Here is a 23,023-nt window from a genome sequence, read left to right as displayed (position 1 = left end):
TTTCACAACAGATAGCGCCAATTCTACTCTTTTCCCAAGCCTTTGAGGACACGGTCCAGCGCCTTCCCCTGCTTACTATACCCAGAGGGCGCATTTTCGACAGCGTTGTAATAGACCGAAGGGTCATAGATTTGGACCTTAAGCTTCAAGTGCTCGGCGGTTAGCAACCCCATTTGAGCCAGCAAAGCATAGTCGGCAAGATAGCGAATTGTATTCGCCACGATCACATCCGCTTTTGCATCCAAGACTTCTTGCTCGGCGTTCAAAACATCCAATGTGGTGCGCGCGCCCAAGGCGGCCTCTTCGCGTGTGCCATCAAAGGCAGATTGCGCCGCGACGACCTGCGCTTGCCGTGATGACAGACTTGCTTCTGAAACCAACAACCGCGCCCATGCGGTCCCAACGTTTTGTTGCACCGCAAGGCTTACCAAATGAAGTTGGGCACGTTCAGCTTGGACCGCAGCAAGCGCTTGCCGCGCGAGCGAAGGAAGACGGCCACCTTGATAAATCGGGCCCGAAAGTTCGAGGGATACAACAGCACTTGAACTGTCGTATTCATTCCAAACGCCATTCAAACCCGCCCGCGCCGCGCCATTTAACGTCGGGTATTTCAACCGTTCTGCCCGTTCTTCATTCAATTCGGCAACTTTAATTGTTCGCTGAACGGCTTTCAAATCCGGATGATTTCTAAGCGCCACGTCCCGCGCTGCGTCAAGAGAAGTCGCAACTTTGGGGGCACGCGGAGGGCTGGCCAAAGTCGATGGATAGTGGCCAATCGCAGAATTATAAACTTCTCGCGATACGGCAACTTCGCCCTTGGCCTCCGCCAAACCTGCCTGCGCCGCCGCTAAGCGGGCTTCGGCGTTCGAAACATCCGTGCGCGTCACTTCGCCCACTTCAAAGCGATCCTGAGCAGCCTTAAGTTCTTGCCCAATAACCCGAAGGTTATTCTGGCGAAGATCGACAAATTCAAGATCTTCTGAAAGGGACAAAAATGCGTTAATCGCGTTAAAGAGCACTTGTTGCTCGATACCGATCAAGTTTTCGCGCGCCGCGAGCACCGATTCTTTTGAGGCTTTAACAGCTAGTTGATTGCGCCCGAAATCATAGAGGGTCATTTCCGCGACAAGGTTTAGCCCTGTCCCAAGACCATCAGAGTATCCGCCAAGATTTGGGCGCTCGAGGTCAGAGTACGAGTAATCAAGAGACGCAATATAAGACAAGGTCGGACGCAATGCCGCAACCGATTGCGCGACATCCTCATCCGCAGCCCGCAAAAGCGCCCGGTTTTGTTCTAGCAATCCACTATTATTATAGGCGGAAACAAGGGCGTCGGCCAATGTCTCGGCACGACTGGCGATTGTAGAAGACATGAGAATCGCGACCGTGAACCCGATCACCTTTTTCATTTTCTGCCCACTCATACCACGCTCCAAAATTGTGCTGGGCTTGCTGCCCTTTGGTTGTATTTTTCTTGTTAGCCGCCAAAAGGAGCCTACAAAACAAACTCTTGCTTGTGCTGGAAGCCCGCCAAAACCGGAGCGGAAGCATTGAACGCCCGACGCCAGTTGATGTTTGCGCCGTGACGTACGCCGATACGAACCTCGCCCAATGCGCCCTCCATAAAGAGCGCGGCAATACGGCCACCGTCTTTGAGTTGCGCCGTCAAAGCTTCGGGAATAATCTCAACGCCACCTTCGATAACGATCACATCATAAGGACCGTGCTTTGCGTCGCCCAGTTCAAGCGCGCCAGCCACGACAGCCGCGTTATCAACACCGTTTTCCGACAACGCGCGCTGCGCCTCCTCGGCTTGTGTTTCATCGCTTTCAACTGCAACCACGGTATCGCCGAGGCGCGCCAGCAACGCTGCCGAGTATCCAAGGCCACAGCCGATATCGAGAATGAGGTCATCCTTGCGCACATCCAGGGCGTCCAACAATTTCCCCATGGTACGTGGTTCAAACACGACACGTCCCACGCCAAGCGACAGATTTCCGTCCAGATAAGCTGCTTGGCGCAACCCCTCTGGCACGTATTTCTCGCGTTCGACATCCAGCATAGCTGCAATAATTGGGAATTTCGTTACATCAGACGGGCGAACTTGCGTATCAACCATCATTGTGCGGCGGGTCATAAAATTAGTCATGGACTAAACTCGTTCGTCTAGTTTCGTTTAAACAGTCTTGCCACAGATCGCCACGCTGGGCAAGACACCCTCTCCACACAATGATGCGGAATGTCTCTTATTTTCGACAGAGCCGCGTTTCACGGGGCGATATTGCGAAGGGCGCGCAAAAGAGCACTTGATACGCACCACAATCCCCCCTAAATAGCGTCCAAGACCACCACGGCGGCGAGTTGGCGGAGTGGTTACGCAGCGGATTGCAAATCCGTGTACAGGAGTTCGATTCTCCTACTCGCCTCCATTTTCACCATTCTTTTTAACAGCTTGTGATATACTGGATTTCATTCGCTCCGCAAAGCGAAGCGACGGGTATAGCAATTTTCTCCAATATATGGCCTTAATTTCAATAATTTAGCCGCTTCTTACAAGTCCGCTGCATCCGATCTCTGAGTTTACAGGTAGTGCATGGCGTACAGTTAAGGGGTTTTTCCACACAAAGTGCTGGGACCCATTATTCTATTGCAAATAGCCGAATTAGTTCCTCCCAGAGGGCGTCCAACGCGGGAAAAGTGACTTTTTTCCGTCGTGCGGCACAGATGTTCCAAGTAAGTCCTTGAGTGGTCTGGATTTCCTTCAACAGACCAAGCGCCGCATGTTGCTCAACTGCATCGCCCATTCCTCCACAGATCAGATCACTCTTGCAGGCCAAATCGACCAGAAGTCCGTAATCGTCACATTCGATTTTAGGGATTTGCTCCACCGCCTGCCAAGCCGCGCGATCTCCGCCAAGGATTCCGGCGATCGCGGCCTTCCAATGCTTGTGGATTTTGGCCGAAATGAAGGGATGGCGGAAAACCTCTGCCAAGCTGACCGGCGCGACCGAATGTATTGGATGTTGCGGGCGCGCCCAAAATGAAACGGCCTTTTTCGCTATGACTTGAATGTCGAGATCACTCAGATCAGGCGTGTGGGTCAGATCACAGATCGCAACATCAAGCGTCCCACGCCGTAGAGCATCGAGCGGCTCCTTACCTGCGCTTACCATGACACGCACGCGCAATTCGGGCATCTCCAGAATGAGTTTCTCAATCAGAGGAGTAATTAAAGTGCGTGTGGTTAGCGGTCCGCACCCAATATTAAGCGTCGGCGCCCCCGTGGACCTTAAGTGCTCAACGCGTTGTTCGAAAATACCGCTCGCCTCATCCAAATCATTAAGGAGAGTCAGGAATTGCTGCCCTGCGGGCGTTAATTGTGCACCATTCCTGCGGCGCTCGAACAACGAATTCCCTGCGTATTCTTCTGCTTGGGTGATGTAGCGCGAAAAGCTTGCAGGCGATGTCCCGATCACTTGCGCCGCTTCCTTAAAACTTTCGTAACGGGCGAGTGCTTGCACTGCTCCAATGCATTTGGTGTCGATCACGGGGGCTCCTGTGCGTTTCAAAAATTGAAATGTAGCTACCAAGTTTTGAATTTAACGACAAAGTCCATCGCTTGAAAGAATAAAACGTGCAAAACCTTTGGCACAGATTTTAGCACACAGTCCCCCGAAAAAATTCAATAAATCAAGGACTTTCTGATGATTCAACAAAGAATACTTCAATCGACATTAAGCGCATTTGCGCTTTCTATTATAGGAGCCAGCGCCCACGCCGAGAACGCGCGACCCAATATCCTCATTATTATCGCTGATGATACGGGTTTTTCCGATGTCGGGGCCTTTGGCAGCGAAGTGGAGACTCCTGCCATTGACCAACTTGCCGCCGATGGCATGTTGTTCACCAATTTCCACGTTGGCGCATCCTGTTCACCCACCCGCACAATGCTCATTAGCGGCGTTGACAACCACCTCGCGGGGCTTGGGAATATGGCGGAAATTCAAGCTGACAATCAGTTTGGAAAGCCAGGCTATGAGGGCCATTTGAACGACACAGTCGTTACGATGCCGCGTCTCTTGAAGGACGCTGGCTATCATACTTACATGACGGGCAAATGGCACCTTGGCAGCAAGCCGGGTTCAATTCCCCATGACCGCGGCTTCGAGAAATCATTTATGCTTGCCTAAAGCGGCGCCGACAATTGGGTCGAACAGCCCTATGCGCCTTTCTATGACCGCGTGCACTATTTTGAGGACGGTGAACTGGCGAGCCTCCCCAAAGAGGACTACTTTTCATCGAATTTCTATACGGATCGATTGATTGAATATATCGACAGCAACCTTGATGATGATAAACCGTTCCTTGCTTGGATCGGGTATCAGGCCATGCATTATCCACATCAAGCGCCGAAAAATTTCATCGACAAATATGATGGCGTTTATGACGAAGGTTTCGAAGCACTGCGTGCTTCGCGTCTCGCAAAACAAAAAGAACTGGGCTTGATCTCGGCTGATGTCGAACTGGATCTTGAGATGCTCAAGACCTCCTATGAGCCTTGGCAGATGCCCGACTGGGAAGCACTTTCTGACGAAGAACAATCCTTTCGTGCGCGGCAGATGCAAACTTATGCTGGTATGCTCGACAATATGGATGTCAATATCGCCAAGCTGCTTGCTCATCTCGAAGAACGGGGCATTGCCGATAACACGATCGTTGTCTTCATGTCCGATAACGGTCCCGATCCCAACCAGCTTCCGCTAACTGATGCCTATCGCGAGTGGTATAAAGCCAACTACGACAAGGTTTATATGGAAGATTTCAACGGCGATTACTCAAGCATGGGACAAAAAGGCGTCTACGCCGATTACGGCCCAGGTTGGGCTGCGGCTTCTGCTGTGCCGGGTAGTTATTTCAAAACTTTCTCAACTGAAGGCGGGTTGCGCGTGCCGTTGATTGTGCGTTTCCCCGGTGTTGTTGACGCTGGCAGCCGGATCAACAGCTTTTCCTACGTGCGAGATATTATGCCAACATTGCTTGAAATAGCTGGTGTTGACATGCCTGGTCCAGTTTACGACGGCCGTGAAATCAATGTGCCCGACGGTATAAGCATGTTGCCTGTCCTGAGAAGTGAGGTTGAATCCGTTCGTGGCGATGACAATCCTGTTGGTTATGAACTTGCGGGATCAAGTGCCGTGTTTCAAGGCAGCTATAAACTGATGCAAAACCTCGAGCCCAAAGGTTCAGGGGATTGGGAACTGTATGACATTGAGACAGATCCGTCGGAGCTGCACGATCTTGCTGGTGAAATGCCGGACCTCGTGGAGGAAATGAAAACTTTCTACGCAGAATATTCCGAGCGCGTAAATCTTGTTCCTGTTCCAGAGGGGTATAACCCACTCGAACAGACGGTGATCAACGCCAAGCGTGGAACGTCGCACTAAAATGGCGAATGTGTGTCGCCCCGAAATGGGGCGGCACACAGACCACGATCGTTGGAAAAATCCAGTTGTCTTGCCACTCTCAAAAGCAGTTTAAAAACTTCCGCTAAACCATTGTTTCAACTGACATCAAACCGCCGAAATTTTACAATATATCAATAAAATCAAAGATAAGCGCGGATTTAATATCCGTGTACAGGAGTTCGTTTCTCCTACTCGCCTCCCAAAAACCACAACCTTTTGCTATGGAATAGAAAATAGCCTTAGATGCTGTACATTTCGTTCTGTACTGAGCCCGTGAACAGTTCTTTCTGTTAAATCCACATACTTCAATATCAGCTCATACTGACATGCGCGAATGACTCTAGATAACGGCAAACGCGTGACTAAATGGACCAAGACTGACGATTTCGAAGACGCGAAAGAGTTTGCGATCAAGCTGAATTACGAAACCCATGCTCGCATCGAAAACCAGCTCCCAGCGCAAACCCGCAAATTCAAACCCGTTGCTGACTTCGTAATAAAGCGAATGAATAACGTCCTAAACCAAAGTGGCGGGAAAATACCTTACAATTGACCTGCGCCCCAAGTTCCCTCCAGCTTGCGCGGCGTCCTTGGCGTTAAATCTTTGACCTGACGCGGCCATCCTGTCCATCGTCTTTCTCTGCAATAATTCCATCGGGGTCAGGTTTGCCAAACTGGGAAACTCGGTTCCGTTGTCTGAGACCATCGGCTTCGGAATACCACGTTCAGCAATCACCCTATCTAGTTCTCTGGCAACGCGCTGTCCTGGCAGTGATGTATCCGCTATCAGGACCAAGTTCTCTGGACTGTAGTCATCTACAACCGCAAGAATGCGGAAACGCCGGCCTCCGGTTCGCGCGTCAGACACAAAATCCAGTGACCACCGCCGGTTGGGGCCACATGGTAACACCATCGGCTTTCGCGTGCTCAACGCACGTTTTCTACCGCCTCTGTGGCGCATCTAAAGCTTCTCACACCTCAGCTTCTTGTGGTTTACCTCGAAGCCCTCACGCGCAACCATCACTTGGATACGCCCCCTCTCATCGCTGCAAGCAGCGACTACCGGGCAATGGATACCCAAACCTGCGGCGTTCTCGGGAAACGCGCTTGATTGCATTGCGCAGATCAGCATCATCGCCGCGACGCGACAAATACCGCATCAACGACCGATCAACCTGTAAAACATCGCACGCCCGTCGCTGGCTCACCCTGTGGGTCTCGCTCAAGTCGGCCACAGCATTCCGCTTTGCCACGGGCGTCACCACTTTTTTGAATTGATGTCCCGCAACATGGCGCACGACCATTGTCCTCAGACCAATGGCGGACAAAGTCACATTCCAACATTTGTTCCGCGGGTGGTTTCTTCAGCTTCCTGTTCCTAAATCATCGCTATGATCTGTTTGCCCGCAAATCGTACCTTCATTTGTCCGTCCTTTTGTTGGGCGGACTCTTCACAAAACGGGAGGAGCTTTAGGGGCTCAGGTCACAATGACTACATAGCCGCTCTCAATCGGTGGCTAACCCCTTACTTTGGCAACGGGGATATTGCCAAAATTGACTTAGCAGACCTTACTGCTTCTGATACGTGGCACACCAACAACAATGAACATGTCGCCTTTTCACCAAGCGGATTAAACAATCACAACTCAGCTTTAAATCGAGTTTTGGACGAGGCGGAACTTCACGGGTGAATCGTAAAAGCGTTACGGTCAACACTTTTGAATAAGGGCAAGAAAGCGAGGGCAGAGACCGTTTCACCAATTCCGAATACCTAACAATTTTCACAGGCCTTCGTCATTGGCCCAAGAAAAACAGAAACCGTAAAGGGTGAGCGATACCTGAACCGCCTCTCTTGTTAGGCTCAGGGTAGGGGCGTGTTCGCATTTTCTCCATTATCTGTTTGCGGAAGGCTTCGGCGGGCGTCTTCCAGCCGAGGCAATTGCGCGGCAGCCAGCGTCTAGCCTTTCGATTGGTGTTTTCGACCGTGCCTTTTTGCCACGGTGAAGAAGGGTCATAGAACCAAGTCTGTGTCGCGATCTAAGCTTAAAGATGTGGCCAGCTAACAATCTCCGTACCGCGATCAAAAGTAATCGATTTGCAGGCGACATAGGGCTGATCTTTGATCGCCTTCATAATTTCGCCCATGACTGGTTTGGCGCGCTTGCTTGGGATTATCAGAATGAGAGTAATCCGGCTCACACGTTCAACCAGCGAGATTACGTTAGTTTGCCCAAGCGTTGGCTATAACAGTTTTAAATTTGCCCCCAGTGGCCGAAGGGGGCCTATGAGCCATCACATCAACAGGAACCCTAGCGTGCTTCCAGCATTCCACGGCCTTGCAGTTGTTTGCTATGCAAGCAATGAGAAGGAATTCTGCGCCGCTCTGTGATACTTAAATGGGTGTAAGCCGTTCCCATTCCGAGTCCCCTCGTTAGATAAACGATTATTTTCTAACAAGAGCCGCAGTTGATGCTGCGCGCTCATAATCCGAAACACACCCGAACAACCTGCCAACGTTGGGGGGTTGAGGCGACCTTGTATCCGATTGCCTGTGCGAGCCTTTCCGCCTTCTCGGGTGAACGGTTCCAAAGGAGAATCTGATGCCCTGCCACCGCCAAATTTCTGGCCATATGGCACCCCAGACGACCCAGTCCGACAAATCCGACCCGTATCAGGCGACTTTGTCTGACTTGATTCCAGAAATCGCCTGAACCAGATTATCCTCGTTCACTTCTTCGGAACTAAACTCGCGAATGATTTCGCCGTGGAACATCGCAATGACCCGATCCGAGACGCGCAACACTTCAGGCATTTCCGAGCTAATCACGATGACTGCGTACCCTTGTTTTGCCAAATCACGGATCAAATTGTGGATTTCCGACTTGGACCCCACATCAATGCCGCGCGTTGGCTCGTCCACAATGAGCACCCGAGGCGCCATAGAAAGCCACTTGCCGATGACAATTTTTTGTTGATTGCCACCCGACAAATTGCCTACTTGTTGTCGCCAACTCGGTGTTTTTATCGCCAGTTTGTCGCGATACAGATCAAAGATCGCAATTTCAGCGCCGTCAGAAACGAAGGGCCCCGCCGTAAGATCGCCGACCTGCGGCAACGTCATGTTATCGCGACAGTTCATGCCCAACACCAACCCTTGCTCTTTGCGGTCCTCGGGCACCAGTGAAATTCCATACCGGATCGCATCAATGGGAGAGCTAATGTTAACCTCTTGCCCGTCCAACAGAATTTTCCCTGCTGAAGGGCTACGAAGCCCGAATAAGGTCTCGGCAATTTCGGTCCGCCCTGCGCCTACGAGGCCATAAAACCCGACGACTTCGCCTGCGTGTACCTTGAAATTTACGCCATGGAACAGCGCACCACAGGAAAGATCTCGCACTTCAAGCGCAACCTTCCCAAGGGGGGCGTGCTCGATCGCCGCCGTAAGATCGAGGCTGCGCCCGATCATCAACTGCGTCACCTCGTCTTCATTGGTGTCCGCAGTGATAAGCGACCCGCGATATTCTCCGTCGCGTAACACACTGACCTTGTCGGAAATTGTGAAAATCTCGTCCATGCGGTGGGAGATATAAACGATGCCCACCCCTTGGCTGCGCAAATCATTAATGATGTCGAACAGCACAACTTTTTCCGCGTCAGTCAAGGATGCGGTGGGTTCATCAAAGATCACCGCCTTGGCGTCCACCGTGAGGGCGCGGGCGATTTCGACCATTTGTTTGTTGGCAATCGAAAGGTCGCCAACGATAGTTTGCGGTGTGAACCCACACTTCAGACGCTCCAATATCGCACCAGAATCCGCATAGAGTTTTTCAAAATCTACGCGTCCGAAGCTTTTTCGCGGCAGCTCTCCCAAGTAGATATTTTCGGCAACGCTCAACTCATCAGCGAGGCTCAACTCTTGGTGGATGAACACAACCCCCTTGGATTTCGCATCTAAAGGCGAGGCCATGATGGCGGACACTTCTTCAATGAAAATACGCCCCTCGTCGGGTTGGTGGATACCGCCAAGGACCTTCATCAACGTGGACTTGCCAGCGCCGTTTTCCCCGAGAAGTGCATGCACCTCTCCGGGCATAACCTGAAACGAAACGCCATCAAGGGCGCGCACCCCTGGGAAGGTTTTTACGATATTTTCCAACCGCAGTGCTGGGATTTGGTCCGTCATGCTTTCAACTCCTCTTTGCCCTTGCGGTTCAATTGCTGGTCAAAAAGCAGGACGGCAATCAAAATCAAACCGATTACAAGGTTGACCATCGCCGTATCCGCCCCGATGTGACCAAGGCCTTTGCGCAGTAGTTGGATCGCAATCACCCCCCCAAAAGTGGAAATGATCGACCCGCTCCCCCCCGTCAATTTGGTGCCCCCAAGAACAACAGCTGTGATGACCCAAAGCTCGTAAAGGGTGCCATCATTGGGATTCACCGAACCGCTGGCGGCATAAAAAACCACGGCACTGAGGGCCGCGAGAAAGCCGATTAACACAAAGTTCCACACCATATGCGGGCCGACTTTGATCCCCGCATTGACCGCAGCACTCCGGTTGTCCCCAACCGCATAGGCGTTGCGCCCATGAATTGTGCGCGTCATGATCAGCCAGATAATAACGGTCGCAGCAACAAAAATGATCGTCGGAGTTTCAATCCCGAAAACGTCGGATTCAGCAAAATCGACCAGCGTCCAGTTCAGATTAGAGGTGGGATTCTCGCCATTGTACATAAAGACCAAGCCGCGAAAACCGAGCATCGATCCAAGGGTGACGATGAAGGCATCCACACCCGTTTTCCACACGATCATGCCGTTTATGAGGCCTAAAACCATACCGGTGATCAAAGAAAGGAAAATCGAAATAGGTATGACCCAATCCCCAAGACTCGCGAAGATTGGCCAAGTCATACTATCGAGCATAACAACGGCACAAAGTGCGTAGGTTGCACCGACCGAGAGGTCGATATTGCCGTTGATCATCACAATCGTCATACCAAGCGCGATAATGCCGATGGGGGCCGATTGCTTAAACAACAATAACATATTTTCGCCGTCCATAAACGCCTTATCAGAAAGAGATAGGTACTCCCCTGCGACCGAGAAAAAGATCAACTCAAGAACGATGAAGGCCCAGATCGCGTTGTCTTTCAGAAACGTTAGTTTTTTTGAATTTTTCATGTCCGTTCCCTCAAGCTATTGGTGACAAAAGGCGGCCACGTTTTGCCGCGATATCCAGCCAAACAGCTAGAATAATGATGGCCCAAGTGACGACGTATTGAACGTAGAATTGCAATCCAACCAGCAACAGGCCGTTCTGGATAAAGCCAAGGATCAACACTCCAATGACCGTTTTGAACACCGTGCCAGAGCCGCCCATCAACGACGCGCCCCCAAGGATAACAGCCGCAAGAACGTCGAGTTCCAGCCCCTGCCCCACGGTGTTTTGGCTACCCAACGACCGACTGGCCTGAAGCAAACCTGCCGTGGCAACACAGAAGGAAGAAATCAGGTAACACATAAAGATCACCCGTGCGCGTGGCACACCAGAAAACGTTGCCGCAATCCCATTGCCCCCCACCGCATAGGTTTTTCGCCCAAACGGCGTCTTGGCCAACAACAGGCTCAGAACAACGGCCAACAGCCCGAAAATAAGAACCGGAACAGGCACGCCCAAAACTTCTTCTCGACCGAAGAACCCGAACCATGTGCCTTGTTTGTCGGCGATATCCATATTTTTCCCGCCGGAATACGTGAGCGTCAGGCCGTGGATGGCCGACAACATTCCCAACGTCACAATCAGCGAATTCAGTTTTAAATATCCAACAAGAAATCCAACCAAAGCCCCCAAGGCCATTGTCATTGCAAACATGACAGGAATGGCGAGTTCGGGGCCGATTTTGTCATGCAGATCGAGAACGACAATGGTCGAAAAGGACATCATCGAGCCAACAGAGAGATCAAGATTGCCGCTAATAACCACGAATGTGACACCAAGCGCCATCACCCCAAGAATGGCCGACGAGCGCACAACGCCCAGAATATTATCTAGGCCAAGAAACCGATCGTTCGCCAATGCAAATCCGACCATGAATATTGCAAAAGCAATCAAAATCCCTTGGCGCGCCAAAACATTGCCAATAGCCTTCATTTTATCATCTGCCATTATGTCCTCCCCACGCGGTCCTTCAGACCAGCGTCATTCCCCCGTCGATCATCACGATCTGTCCGGTCATATAGTCGCTATCACTCGAAGCCAGAAACGTTGTTGTACCCGTAATATCAGCAGGTTGCGCCACGCGTCCTTTTAAAATTCCCGTCGCGAATTCTTCCATCGCTTCACCTGGTCGGCTTGAGGCGCCCATTTCCATCAGGCTTCGGTCCACATCTTCCCACATCTCCGTGGCAACCACGCCCGGCGCAAAGCCTGTGACAGTAATATCATGCTTCGCAAAATCACGCGCGCCCGCTTGCGTTAGGGCGACGACGGCGAATTTTGAGGCACAATATGGGGCCACGTTATCAAACCCCTGTCGGCTCGCAATTGACGCGGTGTTGATGATTTTTCCACCGGTTCCTTGCGCAATCATTTGCTTGGCGGCTTCCTGCATCCCGATCATCACACCAAGCGCATTGATGTCCATTATGAACTTCCAGTTTTGTTCCGTAACATCCAAGAAATTCATCGGTTTGTTAACACCAGCATTATTGAATTTCACGTCCAACTTACCAAAGGCATCCACGGTCTGGGAAATCATCGCGACGACCTGTTCACGCTGGGTGACATCGACCATACAGGACAAAACCTTCCCGCCATGTTTCTTGGCGCGCGTCTCGTTCTCTGACGCGACCTTCGCAACCTTATCGCCATTGATGTCCGCGAAACAAACGTCCGCGCCCTCGTCCAACAATGCCTCACCAATGGCGCGCCCAATTCCCTGCGCCGCTCCCGTGACAATACAAGATCGCCCAGTGACTCGTCCCATGGCACCCCCTCAGTGTTTCAAAATATTTGGAAAAAGGGCGGATGGATCGTGTATAATCCATCCGCCCTCGGGAGCGTTCCTAGAAGACAGGCTTCGTGAACTCATCCATATTCGCTTTGGTGATTTTGGGCGTATCGAAGTAGTTCAAAAACGGAACTTCTTTGCCATTCAGAACATCCAAGGCGGTCTTGAGCGCTGCTTCGGCGTCATCGACCGGAGACTGGTAGATCGAGCCATAATACTCGCCGCGCGCCATCGCTTCATAGCCAACTGCAAAGTTTGTAGCACCGACGAAAGCGATTTCGCCAACGCGACCCGCCGCAACGGCAGCGTTCATCGCGCCAACACCCATGTTGTCATCCCCAGCGTAAACACCGTCGATGTCATCATATTTTACAAGGAATGCTTCCATGACCGTTTGCGATTTCTCACGGTTCCAGTCACCAGGTTGCGTTTCGACCAACTCAACGTCTGGGCACACTTCGGGAAGACGATCTTCGAACCCTTTGGCGCGCTCGATCGCCGTTGTGTAGCCAGGTTGGCCCGAAATTTGCAGGACGCGGCCTTTGCCACCCAATGCTTCACACATCAATTCCGCAGACCGAGATCCTTGTGTGATGTTGTCCGGCCCCGAGAAGGATTTAACAAACTCGTGCCCCGCTTCGGCGATATTCGAGTTGGTGACAATAACCGGAATGCCTGCTTTGAACGCTTCGCGCACGGCGGGGATAACCGCTTCGCCATTCGTTGGCCAAATGATGATCGCATCAACTTCCTGTTGAATGAGATCCTGCATTTGAGCAATTTGGCGCGCGACGTCACCGCCAGCATCCAAAACCACTGCCTCTACATCTGCATTCGCTTCGGCCGCTGCGATAAAGGCCTTTTCATAGGTCGTTTGATAGCTATCGACACCAACGTTGTTTTGCGTAATTCCGATTTTATATGTGTCGGCAGCTGCGGCACCAGCAATAACTAATCCTGCGATTGCCGTTGTCCCCACAATCAGTGATTTTAATGACGTGTTCATTTAAGTTCCTCCCATTTATCCATTTTCCCTCAGGTTGCAGCCCCTCCCGGACTAGGAACGAATCCTTAAAGCAACCTCGTTCGTCAATCTTCGCGAAATGCAGAGCGCACCTGCCTTCAAATATATCCATTTTGAATATTTTAGTATCCATAATGGATATTTTCCCCATACTTCCCAGACACTCATTCTGAACATTCTACGGAGGTGGGGCATTCCCCATAGGTATTAAATGAACACTTCTCGCAAAGACGGACTGGCTCCTTTGAAAATGCAAGACATCCTTAAAGACAATCTGAACACCCCGGGGGTCCACTCTGGGGCGGCTCCCACCAAGGGTGGCGTAGAAGTGTTGCGTGTCATTGGATTTCTTGAGGCATTCACAAGCGAAGTTGATACCGCGTTGGAAATCACGGCTCCCAATCCGTATTTGAATATGGCGCTCACACTGATCCGCAACCACGTTGAAGGCAAGGCAATAACCGCCTCGGCGCTTGTCGCGGCCTCCGGCACCCCATATGCGACGGGCCGACGCAAGCTCGACGAGATGCTAACCTCAGGCCTTATTGAACAGCGCCCCCGTACAAAAACTGGCAAAACATTCTCGCTTCATCCAAGCGTCGACCTCATGTCCAAATGGGATCAACTGACGGGGCGTGTTCTGCGGTTGGCCGCACAAAGCCTTGGCACCAGCGACAAAGAAGCCGCCGAGAAGCACTATTATTTCGGCGGTTCCTATATGGATGGCAAGACCATTCCGGCCCCGCAAGTCTTGCCCGAACCGCTCGCCCTTGCGGGTGGCCTTCGTATCTTGGTGCATGGCGATCCTACCTTCATGGTGATGGATAATCTCAAGCGTCAATTTGAACAAATGATCGGTGCCAAGATCAACCAGCGCGCCTTTTCCATCGACCGCTTACACGAAGAAACCCTGCGCAATTTTGATCGCAAGGTAAGCCGCTACGATATTATCGCGGTTGATTTGCCATGGATCGGTGAGTTTGCGGACAAGGGCGTTCTGCTCCCCCTCGACAATCTACTGGATGTCGAGCGCCTTGATCCGAGTGATTTTCACACTGCAGGTTGGCAAGGGGCACATTGGGGCGGCCGCCCCTTTGGCGTTCCCAGCCAAACGACGCCTGAGTTGTTGTTTTACCGCAAAGACTGGTTCGCCCAAGCGGGACTTGAACCGCCTTCAACGACCGATCAAGTGTTAAATGCTGCCCGCACCCTCCATAACCCATCTCGGGGACGATATGGCATTGCGTGGAATGCCGCGCGCGGCACCGCGCTTGGGCACCAATTCATGATGGCCTGTGCCGACTTCGGCCAACCGATCTTGAACCTTCATCCGATCGCGGGGGGCTACAGCGCGGACGTTGCAAATAGGGCCGATTTGGAGCCGACGATTGACACACCGCTTGGGTTGCAAGCGGCCGAATACCTCAAAAACCTACTCGATTTTTCGCCCCCCGACATCCTCTCCATGTCTTGGTATGAGCGGATGCGCCCCTATGCGGCGGGCAAAATTGCGATGGCCTATGGCTATACGTTGCTCGCGCCATATTTTGAGTCCGACCCCTCGTCTCCTGCCTTTGGCGAGACCGGATATCTACCGCACCCTGCGGGACCGTCGGGGCATCCCGTTGCCCCCGTGGGCGGCTATGTCTTGGGCATTCCGTCCAATATCGCCGAAGAACGACGCGGCCCAGCCGCCGAAGCGCTGATCGCCTTCACGTCTCCTGCGGCACAAAAACTCTATGTCCAAAATGGCAGCCGCACCGCCCCACGGTATTCCGTGGGCGCTGATCCCGAAGTCCGCCGCCTCTCCAGTATTTTCGAAGCTGTGGATGCAATGTCTTGGCGCGATGAGTTGCAATTTTGGCCCCGCCCTCCGATTCCGCAAATTGCTGAAATCACACGCATTTGCGGCGAGGAAATGCACGACATGTTGCGCGGAATTATTAGCCCGCGCGACGCCCTGAAAAACTCTCAATCGAGGGCAGAAATCGCCCTAAGACAATAACATAGCGAGGACACCATGGACCCTAAACGCCTATCAGGTAAGAATATTCTCATCACCGGTGCCGCCCGTGGCATGGGGGCAGCAAATGCCGAAAACTTTGCGGCTCAGGGGGCAAACATTTGCGTCGGTGATCTGGATCTGGACGAAGCGCAAAAGGTCGCGGACGGTATCAACGCCCAAGGCAACGGCAAAGCAATCGCGGTCCGAATGGATGTGACAATACGCGAAGACAACGCTTCGGCGGTTGCGGCCACGGTCGCCGCTTTTGGCTCCATCAATGTTGGCGTTTTCAATGCCGGCCTCAACAAACCCCGTTTCTTCATGGATATTGATGAGGAAAACTGGGACACGATCATGAATGTAAACACTAAGGCAATGTGGCTTGGTATGCAGGAAACCGCCCGCCAAATGATCGAACAAGGTCCGATGGCTGATCATCCCTATAAGTTGATCAACGTTGGCTCAATTGCATCACGCAAACCTTTGGTCGATGTGACGGTCTATTGCACCTCAAAATACGGCTGCCTTGCTCTAACCCATTGTGGCGCGGTTTCCTTGGGCGAGCACAATATTACCGTCAACGGCTACGCCCCTGGTGTCGTGGTGACCCCGCTTTGGGAACAGCTCGACAAAGATTTGGTCGAGATTGGCTTTAAGGAGCGCGCCGGACAGGCCTATGAAGACATCGCCGAGAACGAATTGGTGATCAAACGGGTGTCCTACCCCAAAGATATTGTTGGCACGGCTTCTTTCCTTGTCAGCGACGACAGCGACTACATGACGGGTCAAATGATCCACATCGATGGCGGCTGGTGCATCCAGTAACCTTCGGGCGCTAAGCCCACCCACGATACAACATTCAATTTTTTAGCGCGCCCATTGGCGTGCCAAGGAGGCTATCATGGCTCAACCAAATATATCCGCCCTCAACCCGCGCATCCTGCAACCGGGCGATATCGACCCTAACTGGCGCTGGGACAAGCACATCCCGTCATCGGGCCATATGTCCGTCGATTTCGAGAACCGCGTCAATCACGACCGCTTGCGCCGCTACCGTCTTTCCCGTGCCAAGGACGCGTTGAAAAAGTCCGACCTTGGCTCGATGCTGATGTTTGACACCAACAATATTCGCTATGTGTCCGGCACCAAAATCGGCGAATGGGAACGCGATAAAATGTGTCGTTTCTGTTTGTTGGCGGGCGACGAAGAACCCTATGTTTGGGATTTTGGATCCGCCGCGGTCCACCACCGCGACTATTGCGATTGGCTTGATCCAGAGCGGATGCTTGCGGGTGTTGTCGGCATGCGCGGCACCATTCCGCCTTCCTTCGGACTTATGAAACGCTATGCCGAAGAGATCGCGGGCCTGATCAAAAAGGCTGGCATGGCCGGAATGCCTGTGGGTGTCGACTATGCCGAAACCGCCATGTTCTTTGCGCTGCAAGAGGCAGGTTTGAACGTTGTTGACGGCCAGCAAGTGATGCTCAGCGCGCGTGAAATCAAGAATATTGACGAAATCCAACTGCTAAACCAAGCCGCCGCCATGGTCGATGGTGTTTACCATATGATCTATGAGGAGCTCAAACCGGGTGTGCGGGAAAACGATATCGTCGCGATGTCCAACAAAATGCTCTACGAAATGGGCTCGGACGATGTCGAGGCGATCAATGCGATTTCCGGCGAGCGCTGTAACCCACATCCACACAATTTCACCGACCGGCTTATCCGCCCCGGAGATCAAGCGTTCTTTGATATTTTACAATCTTATCAAGGCTATAGAACGTGTTATTACCGCACTTTCAACGTCGGATTCTCGACCCCAAGTCAGGACGACGCCTATGTCAAAGCCCGCGAGTGGATTGACGCCTCAATAGAAGCGATCAAACCCGGTGTGACCACCGACGAGGTCGCCAAACTCTGGCCCAAAGCCGAAGAATTTGGCTTCCCAGACGAGTTGTCCGCGTTTGGCCTTCAGTTTGGCCACGGTCTCGGCCTCGCGCTGCACGAACGCCCTATCATCAGCCGCGCCGTATCCTTGGATAACCCAATGGAAATCCAAACGGGCATGGTCTTTGCGTTGGAAACCTATTGCCCCGCAACCGACGGGTATTCTGCGGCACGGATCGAGGAAGAAGTCGTGGTGACAGACACGGGTTGTAAGGTGATTTCGCTCTTCCCCGCGCAAAACCTCCCGATCGCCAACCGATACTAACCTCCCTGAACGTCCCCGCTTGCGCCTTCTTGCTCGGGCGGGGACTTTTTAGCGAAAGGCCAGACATGAGTACCGCGAAAACAAACACCGAAGACTATCTGCGCATGTACACCCAAATGGCGCGCATTCGCGCGTTTGAGGACAACGCAAACCAGCTGTATCTCAGCGCCAAAATGCCCGGTCTGACCCATATGTATTCCGGTCAAGAGGCCGTTGCCGTTGGCATCTGCGAAGCTTTGACCAAAACGGATAAAATCACCTCGACCCATCGCGGCCACGGCCATTGCGTCGCCAAAGGCGCCGACTTCAAACGGATGTTTTGCGAGCTTTTGGGCAAAGAAGAGGGCTACTGCAGGGGCAAAGGTGGCTCGATGCATATCGCGGATCAGTCCAACGGAAACTTGGGCGCAAATGCCATTGTTGGCGGTTCCATGGGCATTGCCACAGGGTCCGCTCTCAGCGCCAAACGTCTGGGAACAGAGGATGTAACGGTCTGTTTCTTTGGCGATGGCGCCACCGCACAGGGCTTGATGTATGAGGTCATGAACATGGCCGCGCTTTGGAACTTGCCGGTGATTTATGCCTGCGAAAACAACCTTTACGGCGAATATACCAGAGTTGAAGAAACAATGGCCGGATCGATCACTGCCCGCGCAGAAGCCTTTGGTATTGAAGCGTTCAAAGTCGATGGTCAGGACGTTTTGGCCGTCAATGATTTGGCGCAAAAGCTGGTGGCGCGCTGTCGCAAGGGCGAAGGGCCGTTCTTTATTGAGTTGGAAACCTACCGATACCACGGCCACCATGTCGGCGACATTAACCGCACCTATTACCGCTCCAAGGAAGAAGAAGCCCATTGGAAAACGGAACGCGACCCCATCATCAATTTTGGAAAATGGCTCACCGCTGAGGGCATCACAACGGAGGCGGAATTGGAAGCCATCAAGGCCGACGTAAAAACCGATGCCCAAGCCGCCGTGGAATACGCCCTTTCCGCCAAATACCCTGACGAGGCTGAAGTCGACATGCACGTCTTCGCCGCCAACGCCTAAGGAAAAACCATGCGCGAAATTACACTTTCCAAGGCCGTAAACGAGGCCATCGCCGAAGAAATGCGGCGCGACGATACCGTTTTCCTGCTGGGCGAAGATGTGGCCGAGGCCGGAACCCCGTTCAAAGTCCTGTCGGGTTTGGTTGAGGAGTTTGGTCCCGAGCGGATCATCGACACGCCAATCGCGGAACCCGGTTTCATGGGCATCGCCGTTGGCGCCGCCATGACGGGCAGTCGTCCTATCGTCGATCTGATGTTTGGCGATTTCCTGTTTCTGGTCATGGACCAGTTGTGCAATCAGGCGGCCAAGACGCATTATATGTCTGGGGGCAATTTGAGTGCGCCGCTTGTTTTGCGGACAAATCTCGGGGCCACACGCCGCTCGGCAGCCCAACACAGCCAGTCGCTCCATGCCCTCGTCGCCCATATACCGGGCCTCAAAGTTGCGATGCCTTCGTCCGCCTATGAGGCAAAGGGTTTGATGAAAACGGCCATTCGGGACAACAATCCTGTCGTCATCTTCGAAGACAAGCTGATGTATAACGACAAGGCCCCCGTCCCCGAGAAAGAATATCTGATCCCTTTCGGTGTTGCTAACATCAAACGTGAAGGCACGGATATCACGCTGATTGGCACCTCATCGATGGTCCAGATTGCCGAAGCCGCCGCCGAGATTTTGGCCGCTGAAGGGATCAGTGCCGAAGTCATTGACCCGCGCACGATTGTCCCCCTCGATGAAGACACCATTCTAAAATCTGTCCGCAAAACCAGCCGCGCTATTGTGATCGACGAAGGACACCAAAGCTATGGCATCACGGGTGAAATCGCATCGCGGATCATGGAAAAAGCCTTCTATCATCTAGACGGTCCGGTGATCCGCATGGGGGCGATGGATGTGCCTGTGCCGTTTTCGCCAGCCTTGGAAGACATCACGGTTCCAACCGCCGAAACGGTCGCCGAAACCGCCCGAAAACTCATGCGTGGGGAGATGTTCCATGGCGCATGATGTCATCATGCCCGCCCTAGGGATGGCGCAGGAAACAGGTAAAATCGTACGCTGGCAGAAGCAAGCGGGCGATTCCGTCAAGATCGGCGACGTGTTGATGGAGGTCGAGACCGACAAAGCGGTGATGGATGTCGAAGCGCTCGCGGATGGCTATTTAGGCTCCGTCAGTGCCGCGGAGGGCGACGACGTGCCCGTCGGACAGGTCATCGCATTGATTTCAGACAGCGCAGACGCAACATCCGATGTGCTGCCCGTTGCATCACCCGCCATACCGCAGACTACCGGGCCCGTAGAATCGCAACCGACGGCGCCTTCACTTGCTAAAACAGCGCCCCCTCCTGCGCCTGCCCCCCTGCCAATAAATGGTACGGACGCGAAGATTTTTGCCTCGCCTAAAGCCCGCCGTTTGGCCAAGGAACAAGGCTTGGATCTGGAGCGCTTGGTCGCTCTTGGACACCCGCAACCCTATCACGCAGCGGATCTGGAAACTCTGCGCAGTTTACCCGTAACCCGCGCGCCCACAGCACAGCAAGCCGCGGCGATGCCAAATCAAATCACCGCGCGGGTCGCCACTAAAGGCACGCAGGACTTTCTCCAATGGATGCTGGCCGAGGGCAATGTTACGCTCGCGCCATCAGCCATCTGGGCCGCCTTTGCCGCCGCCGCGCTGCGAACGGCACTTCAAGCGGGCGATGATGAACTGGTCATTTCGCTATTGGACCTCCAAGCAGAAGGGCGTTGCCTGACAAACCCCGATCGGGCGCGTTTGTCATTTTTGTCCGAGAGTGATCCTGATGCTGCCGCCAATTTGATCCTGCGGGATTTAAGCGCCAGCCCGATTTCCAGTCTGCGCCTCGCGGGTTGGGGCGCGCCTTCCCTCAGCATCGCCACCGAGGGAGATACCTATCTGATCTGCCTTGATTTCACGCCCTATCAGCTCTCCGACGCGCAGGCCATCCAGCTTATTTCTGAATTCGCTGATCGCCTGACCGACCCTTTGCGCCACTTACTTTGATATTCTGGAGTCCCTAATGAAACATACTGACCTCTACATTGACGGCCAATGGCGTACTGGTGCATCCGGCACCCGTTTTGACGTGATGAACCCCGCAACCGAAGAGGTGCTTGCTTCTGTGGCCTCTGCGGAAATCGCCGACGCCGATGCCGCCCTTGATGCCGCCGAGGCCGCGATGGCGCTTTGGGCGGCCCAAACCCCACGCCACCGCTCCGAAATCTTGCGCAAAGCATGGGATCTGATGACGGCCCGTTTACCCGAATTCGCCCACCTGATTACGTTGGAAAACGGTAAAGCTCGCGCCGATGCGATGGGCGAGGCAACCTATGCCGCCGAGTTTTTCCGCTGGTTCTCCGAGGAAGCCGTGCGTGCCGACGGGATGATAACGCATGCCCCAGCCTCTGGCGCGCGGATCATCGTGCAACACAAACCTGCGGGCATCGCGGTGCTTGTCACCCCGTGGAATTACCCCGCCGCAATGGGCACCCGCAAGATCGCTCCCGCTTTGGCGGCAGGCTGTGCCGTGATCATTAAACCAGCCTCCGAAACGCCGCTGACCATGCTGGCGCTGATGCCGCTTTTGGAGGAAGCTGGCGTGCCCAAAGGCTTGGTCAATGTCCTCCCTTCGCGCAAATCCGGCGCATTGGTGGATCACATGCTGCATGACCCTCGCGTACGAGTTGTCAGCTTTACCGGCTCGACGGGCGTGGGTCGGAAGCTGCTCCATTCCGCAGCCGACCAAGTGTTGAAGCCAGCAATGGAACTGGGGGGCAACGCACCGCTGATCGTCTTTGAAGACGCCGATCTTGACGTCGCCGTCGAGGGGGCAATGTTGGCAAAAATGCGCAATTTGGGCGAGGCCTGCACCGCCGCCAACCGCCTCTATGTGCATGCCGATGTGGCCGAAGCCTTTACCACGAAATTCACCGCAGCAATGGCGGCCTTAACGATGGGCGACGGGACCGACCCAAGCGTGGACGTTGGGCCACTGGTGAATGCCGATACGCGCGATAAGGTTGCCGCATTTGTTGCAGATGCCGTTGCCAAGGGGGCCAAAATTGAACTGGGCGGCACCGCGCCAAGTGGCAAGGGGTTCTTTTACCCGCCAACCGTTTTGTCCAACGTCGCAGAGACCTCTGATTGCGTGCACGACGAGATTTTCGGCCCCGTTGCCGCGCTGCAAACCTTCACCGACCAAGAAGACGTCATCCGACGCGCCAACGACACGGAATATGGCCTCGTGGCTTACGTCTTTTCCGAAAATATGAAGCGTGCTTTGCAGGTCTGCGAGCGGCTGGAATACGGTATGGTTGGCTTAAACCGTGGTTTGGTCTCCGATCCCGCAGCGCCCTTTGGGGGAGCCAAACAGTCAGGCTTAGGCCGCGAAGGGGGCCATGAAGGCATGCTAGAATTTATGGAAACACAATATATTTCGGCCAGCTGGTAGGGTGAGCAGTGTGTCGGATAAAATTGTCGTCCGACGTCGGCGCAATTAGGTCTAGATAGCGCCATTTGGTAAATAGATGTATTTGGTACGGTAACCACCGCATCCTAGCCGCCAAAAGCGTCCTCTTTTAGTCAGAACTAATAGGTGCCCGTTTAGAGAACACGTTTAAACAAAGTGACCATAGATTGGCCTGCTTCCCGTCTCCGCAGCCTTCTTTTGTTCTTTTTCAATCGTTTGCATAAAGCGTTCCAATGCACGCTCACTACCAGATTGTTTTGTCTTAGTTATATTGGTGGTGTCATGTGTTGACGGCCCCTGTTTTGCAAGGATTTATTTGAGCTGATTTTGATCGTTGCAGGTTGCGGTCATGTGTCCGGCCTGTTGACGCGGTGCATGTGACCGCTGGCCTTTCCTCTCAGCTATGCCAGCATCGCCTGCCAGACAACGGATGAAGTCCGCGTACCGAGTCCCAATCAGACGAACGAGCTTTGAAGCCCAGACACTACCTCGGGGTGTCCCAACTGCGGCCCTTTCCAATCATCATCACTCACTTCTGCCCTTGCGTTCGTTCACGGCGATGCCAGGCGCCGCTTGTACCTCCTTCGTTCAAATGGCCGGTTTGGCCTTGTAGTTTTCTCCCTTCACGAGCAGCGCCCACGCTGTTCGGGCTGTCTTGTTGGCGATAGCCACGGTGACGACCCGAGTCGGCTTGCGCTCCAGGAGCGATCGAACCCAAGCGCCCGTTCGGGTGTCGGTGGTTGGCGCCCGTCGTGTGACGGAGGTGGCACCAA

The 23,023-nt window shown here is 53.4% G+C and carries 18 protein-coding genes, 1 tRNA gene and 3 pseudogenes; 10 read left to right on the top strand and 12 right to left on the bottom strand.

Annotated elements, in window-relative coordinates:
- Positions 1 to 23: 23 nt before the first annotated feature.
- Positions 24 to 1,424, bottom strand: a complete 1,401-nt coding sequence (locus AB9F26_RS13850; protein ID WP_335584689.1) for a TolC family outer membrane protein — start codon at positions 1,422 to 1,424, stop codon at positions 24 to 26.
- Positions 1,425 to 1,495: 71 nt separating this feature from the next.
- Positions 1,496 to 2,149, bottom strand: a complete 654-nt coding sequence (locus AB9F26_RS13845; protein ID WP_039004617.1) for a protein-L-isoaspartate O-methyltransferase — start codon at positions 2,147 to 2,149, stop codon at positions 1,496 to 1,498.
- A gap of 206 nt (positions 2,150 to 2,355) precedes the next feature.
- Here AB9F26_RS13845 and AB9F26_RS13840 point away from each other — a divergent pair.
- A tRNA-Cys gene (locus tag AB9F26_RS13840) sits at positions 2,356 to 2,429 on the top strand.
- A gap of 210 nt (positions 2,430 to 2,639) precedes the next feature.
- On the opposite strand, the gene AB9F26_RS13835 is transcribed toward AB9F26_RS13840, so the two are convergent.
- Positions 2,640 to 3,548: a LysR family transcriptional regulator gene (locus AB9F26_RS13835; RefSeq protein ID WP_369755980.1), complete on the bottom strand. Its 909-nt coding sequence runs from the start codon at positions 3,546 to 3,548 to the stop codon at positions 2,640 to 2,642.
- 156 nt (positions 3,549 to 3,704) lie between these two features.
- Between AB9F26_RS13835 and AB9F26_RS13830 the strand changes: the two are divergent.
- Positions 3,705 to 5,444 (top strand): annotated as a pseudogene (locus tag AB9F26_RS13830) (arylsulfatase).
- Positions 5,445 to 5,799: 355 nt separating this feature from the next.
- A complete protein-coding gene (locus AB9F26_RS13825) occupies positions 5,800 to 6,018 on the top strand; it encodes a hypothetical protein (RefSeq protein WP_335584738.1) in 219 nt (72 codons plus the stop codon).
- Between the two features lie 108 nt (positions 6,019 to 6,126).
- Here AB9F26_RS13825 and AB9F26_RS13820 read toward each other — a convergent pair.
- The 8 genes and pseudogenes from AB9F26_RS13820 to AB9F26_RS13785 all read right to left on the bottom strand — a co-directional run.
- Positions 6,127 to 6,736: pseudogene (locus AB9F26_RS13820) on the bottom strand (DDE-type integrase/transposase/recombinase); the annotation flags it as partial.
- A 772-nt stretch (positions 6,737 to 7,508) separates the two neighbouring features.
- Complete coding sequence (locus AB9F26_RS13815; RefSeq protein ID WP_369768293.1) at positions 7,509 to 7,664, bottom strand: hypothetical protein; 156 nt, start codon at positions 7,662 to 7,664, stop codon at positions 7,509 to 7,511.
- 281 nt (positions 7,665 to 7,945) lie between these two features.
- A complete protein-coding gene (locus AB9F26_RS13810) occupies positions 7,946 to 8,137 on the bottom strand; it encodes an NAD(P)-binding domain-containing protein (protein ID WP_335584736.1) in 192 nt (63 codons plus the stop codon).
- A complete protein-coding gene (locus AB9F26_RS13805) occupies positions 8,137 to 9,648 on the bottom strand; it encodes a sugar ABC transporter ATP-binding protein (protein WP_369768292.1) in 1,512 nt (503 codons plus the stop codon). Before AB9F26_RS13805 ends, AB9F26_RS13810 begins: the two co-directional genes overlap by 1 nt.
- The gene (locus AB9F26_RS13800) at positions 9,645 to 10,646 is read right to left on the bottom strand and encodes an ABC transporter permease (RefSeq protein WP_335584658.1); all 1,002 of its coding nucleotides are present in this window, start codon (positions 10,644 to 10,646) and stop codon (positions 9,645 to 9,647) included. The genes AB9F26_RS13805 and AB9F26_RS13800 overlap by 4 nt, the downstream gene beginning before the upstream one ends.
- 10 nt (positions 10,647 to 10,656) lie before the next feature.
- The gene (locus AB9F26_RS13795) at positions 10,657 to 11,631 is read right to left on the bottom strand and encodes an ABC transporter permease (RefSeq protein WP_335584657.1); all 975 of its coding nucleotides are present in this window, start codon (positions 11,629 to 11,631) and stop codon (positions 10,657 to 10,659) included.
- 22 nt (positions 11,632 to 11,653) lie between these two features.
- Entirely contained in the window at positions 11,654 to 12,451 is a 798-nt protein-coding gene (locus AB9F26_RS13790) for an SDR family oxidoreductase (RefSeq protein WP_369768291.1), read from the bottom strand.
- 79 nt (positions 12,452 to 12,530) lie between these two features.
- Entirely contained in the window at positions 12,531 to 13,481 is a 951-nt protein-coding gene (locus tag AB9F26_RS13785) for a sugar ABC transporter substrate-binding protein (RefSeq protein ID WP_335584655.1), read from the bottom strand.
- Between the two features lie 229 nt (positions 13,482 to 13,710).
- On the opposite strand from AB9F26_RS13785, the gene AB9F26_RS13780 reads away from it, so the two are divergent.
- From AB9F26_RS13780 to AB9F26_RS13750, 7 genes are all read left to right on the top strand, one after another.
- Positions 13,711 to 15,504: an ABC transporter substrate-binding protein gene (locus AB9F26_RS13780; protein WP_369768290.1), complete on the top strand. Its 1,794-nt coding sequence runs from the start codon at positions 13,711 to 13,713 to the stop codon at positions 15,502 to 15,504.
- Between the two features lie 15 nt (positions 15,505 to 15,519).
- Complete coding sequence (locus AB9F26_RS13775) at positions 15,520 to 16,329, top strand: SDR family oxidoreductase (protein ID WP_335584653.1); 810 nt, start codon at positions 15,520 to 15,522, stop codon at positions 16,327 to 16,329.
- Between the two features lie 76 nt (positions 16,330 to 16,405).
- Positions 16,406 to 17,716: a Xaa-Pro peptidase family protein gene (locus tag AB9F26_RS13770; protein ID WP_335584652.1), complete on the top strand. Its 1,311-nt coding sequence runs from the start codon at positions 16,406 to 16,408 to the stop codon at positions 17,714 to 17,716.
- 65 nt (positions 17,717 to 17,781) lie between these two features.
- Complete coding sequence (locus AB9F26_RS13765) at positions 17,782 to 18,765, top strand: thiamine pyrophosphate-dependent dehydrogenase E1 component subunit alpha (RefSeq protein ID WP_369768289.1); 984 nt, start codon at positions 17,782 to 17,784, stop codon at positions 18,763 to 18,765.
- 9 nt (positions 18,766 to 18,774) lie between these two features.
- Positions 18,775 to 19,770, top strand: coding sequence for an alpha-ketoacid dehydrogenase subunit beta (locus AB9F26_RS13760; protein WP_369768288.1), 996 nt, complete (start codon positions 18,775 to 18,777; stop codon positions 19,768 to 19,770).
- Positions 19,760 to 20,785 carry a biotin/lipoyl-containing protein gene (locus AB9F26_RS13755; protein ID WP_369768287.1) on the top strand — a complete coding sequence of 342 codons (1,026 nt, stop codon included), beginning with the start codon at positions 19,760 to 19,762 and terminating at the stop codon, positions 20,783 to 20,785. Before AB9F26_RS13760 ends, AB9F26_RS13755 begins: the two co-directional genes overlap by 11 nt.
- 16 nt (positions 20,786 to 20,801) lie before the next feature.
- Positions 20,802 to 22,232 carry an NAD-dependent succinate-semialdehyde dehydrogenase gene (locus AB9F26_RS13750; RefSeq protein ID WP_369768286.1) on the top strand — a complete coding sequence of 477 codons (1,431 nt, stop codon included), beginning with the start codon at positions 20,802 to 20,804 and terminating at the stop codon, positions 22,230 to 22,232.
- Between the two features lie 606 nt (positions 22,233 to 22,838).
- On the opposite strand, the pseudogene AB9F26_RS13745 reads toward AB9F26_RS13750, so the two are convergent.
- Positions 22,839 to 23,023 (bottom strand): annotated as a pseudogene (locus AB9F26_RS13745) (IS110 family transposase); the annotation flags it as partial.

This window comes from Falsihalocynthiibacter sp. BN13B15 (assembly GCF_041205415.1).
In the GTDB taxonomy this organism is placed as follows: Bacteria; Pseudomonadota; Alphaproteobacteria; order Rhodobacterales; family Rhodobacteraceae; genus Falsihalocynthiibacter; species Falsihalocynthiibacter arcticus.
The sequence above is the reverse complement of the archived record's forward strand: the minus strand, read 5'-3'. Positions and strand labels throughout refer to the sequence as shown.